The following is a 12,702-nucleotide window of genomic DNA, read 5'->3' on the forward strand; positions in this document are numbered from 1 at the left end:
CCGAGTAGTCGGGGCTTTTCGTGTTTCCCCAGTCCGTCACCGACCCCCTTCTAAGCAACCAGAGAAAGGGGTGACGCAGTGGCGATACTCGAACTGTGTGCAGGCTACGGCGGGTTGGGCCTAGCAGTTGAAGCACTGACCGGTGACAGAGTGACCGTAGTCGCAGAGGTACACAAAGCGGCGTGCGAAGTGATGGCATGGCGCTTCCCCGACGCGCCCAACATAGGTGACGTGCAGTACGCACCCTGGGAGGAACTGCGGGGCGAAGTCGACACGATCACGGCGGGGTTCCCCTGCCAAGACATCAGCAATGCAGGCAAGCGAGAGGGTATCAAGGGTGAGCGCTCCGGGATTTGGTTCAACATCGCTGAAGGAATTCGGATTCTTCGACCGCAATACGTATACTTGGAGAACGTCGGAGCTATCCGAAATCGGGGACAAGCGGCAGTGCTCAGTTCGCTTTCCGAAATCGGGTATGACGCGGCGTGGACGGCTATTCGAGCTAGCGACATCGGAGCGCCCCACGAAAGGCTCCGGTGGTTCTGCGTCGCCTCTCCTTCCAACACCCACTGAATCGGACGCAAAGCGGGGCCCCGACTACGCGAAGGCCAACCGACCGGGGGCCGGGGGCGATGATCTCGTTACGGCGGTCGCTCGACTGTTCCCGCGGGACCGCGCAGACGTGCTCTTCAAGACGCCGACGGCGAATCTTGGGAGCAACGGCGCGGCCCAGCACCCGGACAAGCGCAAGGCCGGCGGCCATGGCCCGACGCTCGAAGATGAAGTGTGCTTCCTGCTGAACGTGACTCCGGAAGACGAGCTGCCCGACGAGGGGCCGCACTCTCCCGCCGAGTGGTGGGGCCCGTTCGCCCGCGCGGTATACCGCTGGGAATGCATCCGCGGTACGGCCGCGCCCGTTCCGGTCATTCGGGGTCCGCGGGGTGGCGTGAAGCTAAGCCCCGAGTTTGCTGAGTGGCTCATGGGGCTCGAACCCGGGTGGGTCACAGCGGTACCGGGACTGACCCACAAAGAGAAGCTTGAGCGCATCGGCAACGGCGTTGTGCCACACCAAGCGTTCTACGCGTTCCGTGAGCTGAAGAAGACGCTTGACGCGCGCTAACACGTCACCGACTCCCTTCCTGGCCAACGTCAGGGAGGGAGTCCTTTTTTATGATCACTTACCGCCATGATGTGAACGGCGAGATCATCACGGTGTACGTCCCCGAGACAGACGCCGACTTGCGCGAGTTCATGCATTGGGCGCGCAACAAACCTGAGCTTGCGCTCGATACAGAGACGACCGGGCTCAATATCTACGCGGACGGATACCGCTTGCGCACCGTGCAATTCGGCACAGCGCGGGAAGCGTGGGTCATCCACTATGAGTTGCGCGGACGTTTCAAGGAAGCCGCGGACTATGTCCTGAAGCGCTGCCCGCGCTTCTACATCCATAACGCCATGTTCGATTGGCTCGTGTTGGATGCATACTCGGAAGAGACCCTTGAATCTCTCGCGCCCCGCACCGTGGATACGAAGATCAAGGCGATTCTTATCGACCCGAGAGCCCCCGAAGAGGGGGGTATAGGTACGGCCCTCAAGCCGCTCAGCGCGTACTACATCGACCCGTCAGCGCCGGACACGCAAGGCGACTTGACCGCCGTGTTCAACAGTATGGGGTTGACGAAGGAGAACGGCTTCGCGCGCATTGACCTACGGCACCCCACGTACAACCTGTACGCCGGCCTTGACGTCATTTACACGTTCCGCCTGAACACGTGCCTTGACGCGGAGCATGTCCGCTTGGGGGTTCGCCCAGCGCTGCTTGCGTACGAACACGAGATTGCGTTCATGTGCGCGTACATGCAACGTGCGGGACTCGTCGTTGATCTCGACTACGTGGACGAGCTGCGCCCCGTTCTCCGGCAGGAAGAAGAAAAGTTCGCGGCCCTTGCTGCCGCGTGGGGCGTGTCGTCGGTCAACTCGGGCGCCCAGGTCGCCGAAGCGCTGCAAGCCATGGGCGAGACGCTGACGGAGCGCACGAAGAAGGGTGCGCTGAAGGTCGACAAGGATGTCCTGTTGCCGCTCGCGGACCTTGACCGTGACTGGGAACGGATCGGCGCGCGCGACCCGAACCCGCTTGCGGAAGCGGTGTTGAGGGCAAAGCGTGCGGGCAAGTGGGTGACGTCGTACGTCGACAAGTTCGCCGACAACCATGACGCAGCGGGGCGCATCCACCCGACGCTCAACCCGCTTCAGGCGCGCACGGGCCGCATGTCGATCTCAGGCGACTTCGCCGCGCAGACACTGCCCGGTTCCGATTGGATGATCCGCCGCGCGATTGTCGCTGACGAGCCGTCCCACATCATCGGCCGCATCGACTTCCAAGCCATCGAAATGCGCGTGTTGGCCGCCCTTGCGGATGTGCGCAGGATGAAGGCCGGATTCTGCGACCCGAACCCGGACCCGTCGGTGTACCCCGAGGGTTTCGACATCCACATGTACACGGCGCGCCTCATCAAGGGACCTGGGGCGACGAAGGCACACCGAAAGCTGTTCAAGGGTGCCGGCTTCGGCAAGGTTTACGGCGGTGGCATCAAAACCATTGCTAAGCAGACCGGTGCGTCGGAAGCCGAGATATCGCGTGCCGTGGCGGAGTACGACCGGGCGTTCCCCGAGATCAAACGCGCGTCGTCGAAGTGGCAGCGGGAAGCGCGGGCGCGTGGATGTGTCACCGTGACGCCGACTGGTCGAATCCTGCCGCTCGACCGCCACCGCATGTACGCAGTCGTCAATTACAAGTGTCAGTCCACGGCGCGCGACGTGCTCGGGCAAGCCATGATCAACATGCGTGACGCTGATCTGCTCCAGTTCATGAAGCTGCCTATTCACGACGAGATCGTATTTAGCGCCCCAAAGGCGGACGCAAAGGACATTGCGCATGAGTTCGAGAAGTGCATGCGCATGGACCTCTTCGGCGTGCCCATCACCGCTGACGCGGATCTCGGCGGCTACTCGTGGGGCTCGCTGTACGGCGCAAAGGTGTAGCGAGGTCACGCGCGTGTAACGATCACGACCTACTCACGTGAGTAGGCTGGAAAGCCTCTGAACAGCAAAGAAAGCCCCGTTGCCTTTTAAACAGAGGCGGCGGGGCTTTTTGCGTACCCACCACCCCTCCTACCTACGGATGGCATGGGGGTCACGCCTTAGAAACCCCCACAACTCCCTACGGCCGGCCCAGGTCTCAATGACCACAGGAGCGGAATCGGTGCCTACTCACGTGAGTAGGCACCTGTTACGTTCGTGCTGCACGACGGACCGGAACTGATCAACCCCCGTCGGCAAGAGTCGGTGACCTTGATTGGTCACCCCCGCATGCCCACACGCATGTAGGTCCCTTGCCGCTGGTGTTGCGACGGCTCCCCCGTCACGGCCCCTAGGTCACCGACTCCCTTCACGGAATCGAACCGACCTAGGGAGTCCCCCAGTGCTGACCATTGCCGTCATACGCGCAGCCCAGGCCAACGACCTCAGCGCCATAACGACCGTCATCAACGCCACTGAGTCCCGCGTCACCGCACTCGCCAATAAGGCAGCGGCCCGAATAGCCCCGCAAGGCGGACACCGCTTCTACACGGCGGCAGACGAGTTCACGCAGGTTGGGCGCGTCGCAGTGTGGGAACTGCTTTCCCGCTTCGAAGATGCCACGGTCGACGCCTTTGAACGGCTCGCGTACACCACGATCGAGAACACCCTGAAGGATGCGGTGCGCAGCGAGCGGAACGGTGCCGCGGGCGCGGACGACGACGCAATGAAGGTTTTCGCCGCAATGGTGGAAGCGGCCGACGGAGACGCGTACGAAGCGGTGAAGCTCGCACAGACGCTTCCGCCGAAGGGCCGCCGCTTGAGCGCAACGCGTGCTGAAGCCGCTCGTCTCGCGTGGCAAGGACCGCAGTCGCTCGACAGGGTCATTTCCACCACGCTGAACGGAGCGGGGAACGTAGCCCACGAACTCACTATCTCCGACCGTCTGCCCGTGTTGGACGTGCTTCCCGACGTGCAGCCCAAGGTGGGACGCGGGGCGCTGATTGAAGCCGCGCGCGTCATCGAGCGGTATGTATCCGTCCCGCGGGACGCTGAAGCCCGTGAATGCGTTCTCGACGCGCTCGAACTCGCAGCCATGGGCAGCACGACCCCCGCAGACGTTGAAGCGCTCGAAGAGGCACTGACGGTTCCCCGCGACCCCCAGACGCGTCGGTACGTGCTCGACGCACTCGGCATTCTGCGCTCCGCAGTCTCGACAACATCGGAAGAAGCACTTCCCGACGACCTTTGCGACACCCGCGAAGCCCGCGCCACCGACCGCAACGAGAAGATCGCACGCGTCCGCAGCGTGCTCGACTCAATGGGCGAGCGTCAGCGCACCGTCCTCACGCATTCGCTCGGCATCGGTGGCGCGCCCGACTACGGATGGGGCGACGGATGTGACGTACACGGCCTGGGCGCGCTGCTCGGAATGACGTACGACAACGTCAAGGCCAACCGGTCAAAGGCTCGCCGAACGTTCGCGAAGCGCTACACGGCCGTTATAGCGCTCACGGCACCTGAGTACGCCCAGGCGCTCAACGCTGCCGCCGCCGAGATGCTGAAGCAGGGTGGCCGCAAGTGAAGACGTGCACGAAGTGTGGCGAAGAGAAGCCCGTCAGCGCGTTCTACCGAGACACTCGCGGCCACCGGGCGGACTGCATCGAATGCGTGAAGGAAGCCCGCGTGCCTACCCGTCGGCGGTACACGCGGAGTGCCCGGTATGGCCTGCCCGACTCGGTGGGGCTCGAACTCCGGTCACGCGGGTGCGACCTGTGCGGCAAGGAACCGAACGACACCGAGACCTTCGCTATAGACCACTGCCACGGAACGGGGCGCGTGCGCGGGGTCCTCTGCCGGCAGTGCAACACGGCGCTAGGTGCTTTCGGCGACTCCCCGGAGCGCCTTCAGCGGGCACTTTGGTATCTCACTCGCCCCGCGGACTACCGCGACGTCACCTAGTCACCGACTCCCTTCCTGCTGTTCAGAAGAGAGAGAGAGGAACCCACGATGCAGCGCTTCGCACTTAGCAGTGGATACACCGTGACGGCTGGTCGAGTCCCCGGTACTGCCCTTGTCGAGTTCACCACCCGCAACCCGGACGGCGACGTGATCTCCACTGTTCGGCGTTCATTCGCGGAGTCGGTCCCGTTCATCAAGCACCTCCGCCGCCGCCACTGACGAACCCCCTTACCTACTCACGTGAGTAGGTAAGGGCCTCACCTCCCCCGCAAGGTCACGGCGAAAGAGAGCGCACGTGAAGGTATGGCGCGTGGCACACCGCGAAGCCCGCGACAGAGGATTCCCGTCCGGCCCCTATTCGGGTTCCGGGGTGGACTCAGTGCAACGAGCGGAAGTGTGGGATATGAATTCGGCGCACTGCGATGCACGGCACCCAACCCCGAGAGCGGACCCCCTCCTAGGGGGCATATGCGATGACGAACGCTGCGGGTTCGACTCGCCGGCCGCGCTGACATCGTGGTTCGACGAGTGGCTTACGCCGCTTTCTCGGGCCGGTTTCGAAGTGTGGGTGTACGAAGTTCCCGACCTCGCCGCACGCACAGGGCAGTACGGGCAGGTGGTGTTCGTTGCCGACGAAGCCCGCGAACTGTCTCACGAGCCGTTCCGGTACGAACAAGCGGAGCTGCCCGCGTGAGCGTCAACCCCTATGCAGCACAAACAGCGCTGTACGCCAACGCGTTCAACACGGAAGAGGGTCGCAACATGATGCAGGAATCGAGCGAGACGAAGGCCACCCTGACGGCATCGCTTGGGCGCGTTGTCGGTTTCACAAAGTCGACCGAACCGGGAAAGATCAGCCTTGCCGTTCCTGGTGACCGCGCGAAGATGACCCCCGCCCAGGCGCTCATACTCGCGCAGTGGCTCACGAAGACCGCGAACGCCCAGGCCGAGAGCGCCGCCGAGCAAGTTGCAGCGCCCGAACCCATGACGGCCCGGCAGGCGTACTTGCGAGCCACTTTGGACACCGAACGGCGCCCGCGCTGGTAGCCGCCGCATTCGATGTTGACCGTTTCGAGCGGAACGGCTACCACCAAATCTGACCGACGACTACGAAGCGCCCCTGGGACACACTCCGGGGGCGCTTTCGTGTGTGAAGCGAGGCACCCGTGAGTAACCCGTTCTTGACGCTCAGCGCCGCAGAAATTGACGTGTTGGACGACATGCTCGCCGAGTGGCGTGACAGAGATCGTCACGCCGAACTGGATTACGGCCCGAAGAAGACCGACGCGTTCAACAAGCTCTCGTCCCGCGTGACTGAGGCGTGGCGTATCCGAGTCAACTTCGCCGACCCCGAGAAGGATGAAACCGCGTGAACAAGTCCATCGCACGCGTTACCGCCGCATTCATCGGTGCCGCGCTGCTGACCGGTTGCACCAACGACGATGACCGAACGGACTGCACCACGTACACGTCAGTTGCCGCAGCCGCCCCCCGGCCCGCACCCCCGGTTCGCCCCGCCCCTCCGGCTCCGAAGCCGAACCTGAACAAGCCGAAGCCTGGCGAGCGGAACGGCTCCGCGGTCGCCCCACCCAGATCACCCCGGACGGTCACGACATGTTGGGACGAAGACGAAGGGTGAGTATCCCAATACCAGGGACCGGCCGGAAGCGCTGGCGCTACGGGACTCGAAGCCGTGGCGTCAGCGCGTCCAGCCGCATAATTCCGCACCGGTACCCCGATGAAGGCGACAAGGGGCCACGGTTCCGCCGGCTCGTCCGTCAGCGCGAAAACGCCTTGTGGCGAAAGGAAGTTGAGGCACCTATGGTCTATGTCGTTCTGTGTGGCCTTCCGGGGCACTGGGGCACGTCCCACGTGTGGCGCTCGTTTCGCGTCGCATGCCGGAACGCAGACGTAGAACCGGAGTTCGCCGACGTGACGACCGGTGATCCGCGCGCGGACGACGTGGAAGTCGTGCCAACGATCCGCGTGTACGCCGAGGATGACCCCTACGGCGAACCGTTGGCGGAGCACCGGGGCGCAACGACGGGGGAAGAGATTCGGGCACTGATCGAACGGGGGAAGGCGCTTGTCTGAGCGAAGACGTAACAGGGCTGTGCAGTACGGCACGGCGTCCGCCGAAGCCACCCAGGACAGTGACGGGAACCCTACGGTGACCGCGCGTGTCACGTTTTCGAGCGAAGGCTACTCAGCGACCGAACAACTTCACATGACGCTAGACGCTGCGCTTGAGCTTCGCGCGGCACTGGACGACGTTCTTCCGTAGGTGTTGTGCCTACTCACATGAGTAGGCTATTGTTTCTCTCGTAAGGCAAACGACGAAGGGAAACACAGTGGACAAGGTCACACTCACGAACGACGAGAAGAACCAGACTGCCGAAGTCATTCTGAACGGCGAGACGCTGACCGTGCGGATACTACTGGCCGACGGCGAGGAGCTGACCGGCTGGACGTACGACTACGAGGCGGAAGGCTACGAGCCTGGTTACGCCTCCGAGGTCGCCGACTACGAAGTGGCTCGCCTTGAGCGCCTCCGCGGGTACGTCCAAGACTGAACGGACGCGCCCCCAGAATGCGCCCCCTACCTACTCACGTGAGTAGGTAGGGGGCATTTCTCGTTAGGTAAGGCTCACCTTAGTCTTTACAGCCTGGCATATGTCAGTCGCTCGTCGTAGTGTCGTACCCGCGTTCGAAGCGGAACCCACCGCCCGGACGACGTCTGACGCGCGCCCATGGTTGTGCGACCTGAAGACGTTTCACCACCACGACCTAAGAAGGATTAGGTCCAACCATTCGCGTCCGAACATTGGACGTACACATTCCGCCTGGGGGGCACCATGCTGCACGCTGTTCCGTTCACGTTGGCACTCTCCGTGTGGGTACCCATCGGGCCCGCGCGTCGCTGGCGCCTCTGTCCAGCGATGAAGGATGCGATGACGAACGAACTCGTGCAGGACTGCGGCGAGTTGATGTCTGTGTTCGGGGCACACGGCCGGCTCATTTCGCGGCTCTTGATGGCCCCCGGGGCACCTCGGTATGACGGGTTCCGCATCATTGGCAGACGGAAAGACAACGGTCTTCTCGTTGGCGGGGTCGAGTGGATTCGTAGCGCTGAGACGAGGGCGCTGGTCACGTGCGTACCGACGTGGACGGCATGCGAGTACGTACATCCGGAAGGGCACGCAGTCGTTGCCTAGCCGTTACGGAAGGGGCTATTCCGGCTCCCGTGGAGCATGCAACCATTGCGCGATCCGTTGAAGGATCAACAAGATCATCTTTGTGGGGGAACTGTGCGCAACAAGCTCATCCTGCCCGTCTCATGTCTGGCGTCTGCTGCTGCCGCCTTCGGCCTGGGCGTGCTCGTCATCTCGGGCCCCAACACCCCCGTAGCCGCCGCACCGCAACCTCAACCGACTGTGCCCGTCCCCGCCCCGCCGCTCGTCGTCACAGCACCGCCGCAAGCACCCGTGTACGGCGTGACGAAGGTCGAGCCGTCCCAGCGCACCGAGACACCCGCCGCCGGCTCCCGTGGCCCACTGACGGACGCGCAGGGGGACGGCAAGGTACTCGACGACATCGTGAAGACCGTGAAGCCCCGAGGAATCGGCGTGCACGTCCCCGACGAGCTGTTGCCGTTCCCCGCGGAGGATCAAAAGACCCTGCCCCCGGGTGTCGTGCCCGCCGATCCGGACGCCGCATACCCCGACCCCGACGAAGGCACCGACACGAGTGACGATGTCGTGTCCGGGACACCGGGCGAAACGACCAACGACGACGCCCAGGACACACCGCCCATCGACGCCCCGCGCCCAGGACCCCGACCCGGTGGCGTTACCCCCGCACTGCCCCCAGGCGTGGTTCCGGCGAGCTAGTCACCGACTCACTTCCTGGCACCCGAGAGAGAAGCCAACTCGCTTAGGGAGCCCCGAAGTTGAACACGAAGGCCATTGATCGAACACGCAAGGTGCTGACTGCGGGACGCTGGTTCCTCATCCTGGGACTCGTCTTCTACTCCCTGATGACCACAACGCCCTTCGTCCGCCAGCACAGCACGTGGGAATGGTCCGGCTTCGTGCTCGGGCTCATAGTCGACGTGGCGTTCATCATGGCGCTATCCGCAGAATCGACACTCGCGAAGTACGGCGTGACCAAGCTCGGCGGTTGGCCCATGGCGTTCCGCTGGGTGACGGGTCTTAGCTCCGTGTTCCTGAACGTGTGGCTCAGCGTCAGCGCGCACGACTGGGTCGGGGTGGCCGTGCACTTGATCGCTCCGGCACTCGTGATGCTGCTCGCCGAAGTCGGCCCGGTGTACATGAAGGCGCTTGCCGACGCTGAGCGGGAGGCCCAGGACGCCCCCGAGAAGTCCCGGTTCTTCCCGGACACAGATTCCTTCATGGACTGCCTGAGCCCCACGGAACCGGCCGTGCGCAAGCATGTTGACGCACTCACGGACGCCGAGCATGGCGCACCGCCGGAGCCGAAGACTCAGACGCGCCACAAGCTGACTGGGTCGGACCTGATCACCGCGCGCTTCCTGAACGAGCCGGAGCCGGAGCGCGTGCCGCCCACGATCACGAAGCCGGAGCTTCCCGACCCCATCGACGTCGCCCAGGACTTCGCGAAGGACGAGCCGGCGGAGCGCCTGAGCAACAAGGAAGCCAACAAGATCATTGAAGAGGGGTGGCGCCACAAGCTCAACCCTGTTGAAGTTGCCGCCGCCGCGGGCCGCCACCCCGCAACCGTGCGACGCCGCTTCGCACAGCTCGACGCCGAACTCACCGTGTGACCCACGCCCCGTACCGACTGCCTTCGGGTGGCCGGTACGGGGCATTTTTGCGTGCGCACACCGTAACCGCGCTAGTACGCTCAGCGCATGACTGATATGGCAGACAACCGAGTCCGGACGCTCCTCCGAGCACACCAGGACGGAGGAGCGATCAGCAGACTCTACGAAACCGGGCGCATCGACGAAGAGACGTTCCCCGCCCTTGACTTACTGATCAGCAAGGTTGAAGACGGGGGCAACACACCCGAGGCGGAAAGGCTGACCGCCGTACTCGCGTACACCATGACAATCGGGGAGCGGCCCGACGTGCCGAACTGGGTCAATCGCACCGACGTCTAAGCATGTACGCTCACGGTTCCTTCACACACCACGCACATGGGGGGAACCATGCGCCACACCTTCAAGTTCGCTACTGCGGCTACCGCGCTGCTCGTACTGACCGGGTGCGGAGGCAACGAAGCCGACGCCGAAACGAAGCCGACGAAGGCAGCTCCCGCTGTGAAGCCCGCACCGTCCCCCGACACCGCGCAGACGGCAGCGCTCATGACGGAGCTTCGCAAGATCAAGCCGGAGCTTGCCGCGGACGAAGAACGGGCCGTACGACGAGCCCGCAACGTATGCACAGACATCAAGGGCGACAAGCCCGCAACGCTACAAGCCAGCAACGCCAACGCGCGGTACAGCGGAGGCACCGCGGGCCAACTCACCGACGAGCAAGGCGCGAAGATCGTAGCCGCCGTGAAGGCGACGTTCTGCAAGTAGCTCGCACACACAGAAGCCCCACACGGACTACCTTCGAGTGGTCCGTGTGGGGCTGTTCCGCGTGAGTAGTTCAGCCCGTGTGCTGGGTGTGCTGAACGAAGACCCCCCACGCTGCCGCACCTACCGTGATCACGGGGCCGGCCCCGTGATGCTTCGTGTCGCGGATCATGGCCACCGCCGGTTGGTTGGTAGCGGCCTCAACACAGTTGTCGTTGTCACCGCTGTACGTGCTCTTGTGCCAGTTGGGCGTCATCTGTGCTTCTCCAGTGCGTTATGCATGAGTTGGACCGACGCGTCAGTGCTGAGCGCGTCAGCGTTGATCCGATCATAGATTCGGTGGTACCGGTCAACGTCTGACGGCTCCGACAGGAATGTACCCGTGCGGAAACCTTCCGTGTAAGCAACCCGTTCCCCGTCAGGCATTGTTAGCAGGCTGAACGACCCAGGCGGGCATGGGGCACTCCGCGGAACAACCTGCACGTTGATGTGCGGGCACTGCACATCTGCGAGTAGGCGTTCTATCTGCGCAACCATCACTTGGGGCCCGCCCATGCTGCGTGTCAACGCGTTCTCGTCCAGGAGCACCCATAGCCAAGGTGGCTCGTCGCGTTGGAAGACCCCCTGCCGCTCCATGCGTCTACGAACAGCGTCCGTCAAGTCGGTCTGGTCATCCGGCACCGCTAGCCCCATGATTGCGCGCGCGTACTCCGCAGTCTGCAAGAGTCCCGGCACGGTGAGCGAAACCTCATGGATAGTGCGCGCGGTCCCCTGACGTCGCAGGAACGGCTGTGCGTAGTCCTGGAACCCGCCCACCCCGATAAGGGGCCACAACTCGACAACCGCGCCGGCGAGACCCAGCGCGTCATCAAGCTGCCGAGAAAGGTCCTGGGAAGGTGGATCGTTGGCGTTCTCAATCTGCGAGATACGTGCTTGGCCTACGAACACCTTTGCGCCTAGCTCCGCTTGTGTCAGTCCCGCCTCTTCGCGTGCCCGCTTGACCCGGTAGCCAAGCAGCGCCGCCACGCTGGCAGTGGGGTCCAACCGGTTAGCAGGGGGCATGATCCCTCCGTATTCGGATCACTGTATTTATACCGCTACCCCTAGTGACCATACCCGCTAGCCGCCAACCTGGTAGCCCAGAAAGAACGAACCCACGCAGCGGAGTTTCAATGGAGACACCCCCGAACCTGAACGCGACAGTATGGGACATGGGGCGTGACCGTATCGGGCGTGTGACGGGCGTCAATGGCGTTGTCCACCTGACGAGCCTCTCGCCTGGTGGCACGCCTTGGGACGCGGAACTACACGACGTGCACCCCGTTGACCTTGCGGACCCGCCCAGGCAGGGGCTCATGAGGATCGCAGCCGTAGGCAGCCCCCTCCTGCGGGAGACGCGTCAGTGAGTCAGTGGAAGGACGGAACCCTTAGCGGCGCGCTGGCACTGGCAGGAATCATCGCGACGATGATCGTGTCCGTGTACCTCGCTGTGGCCGCTCAATGATCGCCCCGCCCCTTGTACTTGCCAGCGCCGGTACGAGGGGCGGGGTCATGGCCAAAGGAGTTGGGACCATGTCACAGCAGCAATGCCCCGGATGTGCCGGCAAGGGGTACATCCTGGTTGAGCGACAACACAACATGGGGGACAACCAGGGTCAGCCCGAATACGAAGAGCAGTCGTGCAGCGGCTGCAACGGAACCGGATGGGTGGACGGAGGCGACCGGGGCTAGTGAGTACTCAAGAAGCCACCCCCGCTTGCACAGGGCCGCACCTGGCGTGTCGGGGGTGCTCCGGTTCCGGCACAGTGTCGGAGGCAACTTTCACCCTTACCCAAACTGGCCAAGCAGTCTCAGCAATGGCCCCGCACAGATGCCGAAGCTGTGGGGGTCGGGGTTTCTACTGCAAAGCGTCGCCCCGCTGTAGCGCCCCACACCAACCCAACACAGCGCTGATCCCACCCCACAAGTTGCCGCCCGTGTAGGTCTGGCGCGCAACGAACCAAACTGCCCCACCCTCCGTCTTCCCCCGAGACGCTGGGTGGGGCTTTTCGCTGCCCGATGTCTTCGCAGGGTTCTTGCTAGTAGAAAGTGATCCA

General features: G+C 63.6%; 15 protein-coding genes. 13 read left to right on the forward strand and 2 right to left on the reverse strand.

Annotated features, from left to right (window positions below):
* The first annotated feature begins 78 nt into the window (after positions 1–78).
* The 13 genes from AB0I16_RS33300 (at position 79) to AB0I16_RS33360 (ending at position 10,609) form a co-directional block, all read left to right on the forward strand.
* A complete protein-coding gene (locus tag AB0I16_RS33300; protein WP_363253413.1) occupies positions 79–573 on the forward strand; it encodes a DNA cytosine methyltransferase in 495 nt (164 codons plus the stop codon).
* 109 nt (positions 574–682) lie between these two features.
* On the forward strand, positions 683–1,120 hold the full coding sequence (locus tag AB0I16_RS33305) for a DNA (cytosine-5-)-methyltransferase (RefSeq protein ID WP_363253414.1): 438 nt from the start codon (positions 683–685) through the stop codon (positions 1,118–1,120).
* Between the two features lie 50 nt (positions 1,121–1,170).
* Positions 1,171–3,045 carry a DNA polymerase gene (locus tag AB0I16_RS33310; protein WP_363253415.1) on the forward strand — a complete coding sequence of 625 codons (1,875 nt, stop codon included), beginning with the start codon at positions 1,171–1,173 and terminating at the stop codon, positions 3,043–3,045.
* Positions 3,046–3,484: 439 nt separating this feature from the next.
* Complete coding sequence (locus AB0I16_RS33315) at positions 3,485–4,666, forward strand: sigma-70 family RNA polymerase sigma factor (RefSeq protein ID WP_363253416.1); 1,182 nt, start codon at positions 3,485–3,487, stop codon at positions 4,664–4,666.
* A gap of 155 nt (positions 4,667–4,821) precedes the next feature.
* Positions 4,822–5,043 (forward strand): endonuclease domain-containing protein, encoded by a 222-nt coding sequence (locus AB0I16_RS33320; RefSeq protein WP_363253427.1) that lies wholly within the window; start codon positions 4,822–4,824, stop codon positions 5,041–5,043.
* 690 nt (positions 5,044–5,733) lie between these two features.
* On the forward strand, positions 5,734–6,090 hold the full coding sequence (locus AB0I16_RS33325) for a hypothetical protein (RefSeq protein ID WP_363253417.1): 357 nt from the start codon (positions 5,734–5,736) through the stop codon (positions 6,088–6,090).
* Between the two features lie 119 nt (positions 6,091–6,209).
* The gene (locus AB0I16_RS33330) at positions 6,210–6,416 is read left to right on the forward strand and encodes a hypothetical protein (protein ID WP_363253418.1); all 207 of its coding nucleotides are present in this window, start codon (positions 6,210–6,212) and stop codon (positions 6,414–6,416) included.
* Positions 6,417–6,864: 448 nt separating this feature from the next.
* Positions 6,865–7,137 (forward strand): hypothetical protein, encoded by a 273-nt coding sequence (locus tag AB0I16_RS33335; RefSeq protein WP_363253419.1) that lies wholly within the window; start codon positions 6,865–6,867, stop codon positions 7,135–7,137.
* Positions 7,138–7,394: 257 nt separating this feature from the next.
* On the forward strand, positions 7,395–7,616 hold the full coding sequence (locus AB0I16_RS33340; protein WP_363253420.1) for a hypothetical protein: 222 nt from the start codon (positions 7,395–7,397) through the stop codon (positions 7,614–7,616).
* A 735-nt stretch (positions 7,617–8,351) separates the two neighbouring features.
* The gene (locus tag AB0I16_RS33345; protein WP_363253421.1) at positions 8,352–8,933 is read left to right on the forward strand and encodes a hypothetical protein; all 582 of its coding nucleotides are present in this window, start codon (positions 8,352–8,354) and stop codon (positions 8,931–8,933) included.
* 59 nt (positions 8,934–8,992) lie between these two features.
* Positions 8,993–9,847: a hypothetical protein gene (locus AB0I16_RS33350; RefSeq protein WP_363253422.1), complete on the forward strand. Its 855-nt coding sequence runs from the start codon at positions 8,993–8,995 to the stop codon at positions 9,845–9,847.
* 87 nt (positions 9,848–9,934) lie between these two features.
* Positions 9,935–10,186, forward strand: a complete 252-nt coding sequence (locus tag AB0I16_RS33355) for a hypothetical protein (RefSeq protein ID WP_363253423.1) — start codon at positions 9,935–9,937, stop codon at positions 10,184–10,186.
* 48 nt (positions 10,187–10,234) lie between these two features.
* Entirely contained in the window at positions 10,235–10,609 is a 375-nt protein-coding gene (locus AB0I16_RS33360; RefSeq protein ID WP_363253424.1) for a hypothetical protein, read from the forward strand.
* Positions 10,610–10,679: 70 nt separating this feature from the next.
* Here AB0I16_RS33360 and AB0I16_RS33365 read toward each other — a convergent pair whose 3' ends face one another.
* Together AB0I16_RS33365 and AB0I16_RS33370 are read right to left on the reverse strand one after the other, a co-directional pair.
* Positions 10,680–10,862 (reverse strand): DUF397 domain-containing protein, encoded by a 183-nt coding sequence (locus tag AB0I16_RS33365; RefSeq protein WP_363253425.1) that lies wholly within the window; start codon positions 10,860–10,862, stop codon positions 10,680–10,682.
* Complete coding sequence (locus tag AB0I16_RS33370; RefSeq protein ID WP_363253426.1) at positions 10,859–11,632, reverse strand: helix-turn-helix transcriptional regulator; 774 nt, start codon at positions 11,630–11,632, stop codon at positions 10,859–10,861. Before AB0I16_RS33370 ends, AB0I16_RS33365 begins: the two co-directional genes overlap by 4 nt.
* Positions 11,633–12,702 lie beyond the last annotated feature (1,070 nt).

It is taken from the genome of Streptomyces sp. NPDC050703 (genome assembly GCF_040654435.1).
GTDB lineage: Bacteria > Actinomycetota > Actinomycetes > Streptomycetales > Streptomycetaceae > Streptomyces.

Excerpts from the sequence above, each read along its gene's own strand:
- AB0I16_RS33310 (WP_363253415.1), top strand. The coding sequence starts at position 1,171 with ATGATCACTTACCGCCATGATGTGAACGGCGAGATCATCACGGTGTAC.
- AB0I16_RS33335 (WP_363253419.1), top strand. The coding sequence starts at position 6,865 with ATGGTCTATGTCGTTCTGTGTGGCCTTCCGGGGCACTGGGGCACGTCC.
- AB0I16_RS33355 (WP_363253423.1), top strand. The coding sequence starts at position 9,935 with ATGACTGATATGGCAGACAACCGAGTCCGGACGCTCCTCCGAGCACAC.
- AB0I16_RS33360 (WP_363253424.1), top strand. The coding sequence starts at position 10,235 with ATGCGCCACACCTTCAAGTTCGCTACTGCGGCTACCGCGCTGCTCGTA.
- AB0I16_RS33365 (WP_363253425.1), bottom strand. The coding sequence starts at position 10,862 with ATGACGCCCAACTGGCACAAGAGCACGTACAGCGGTGACAACGACAAC.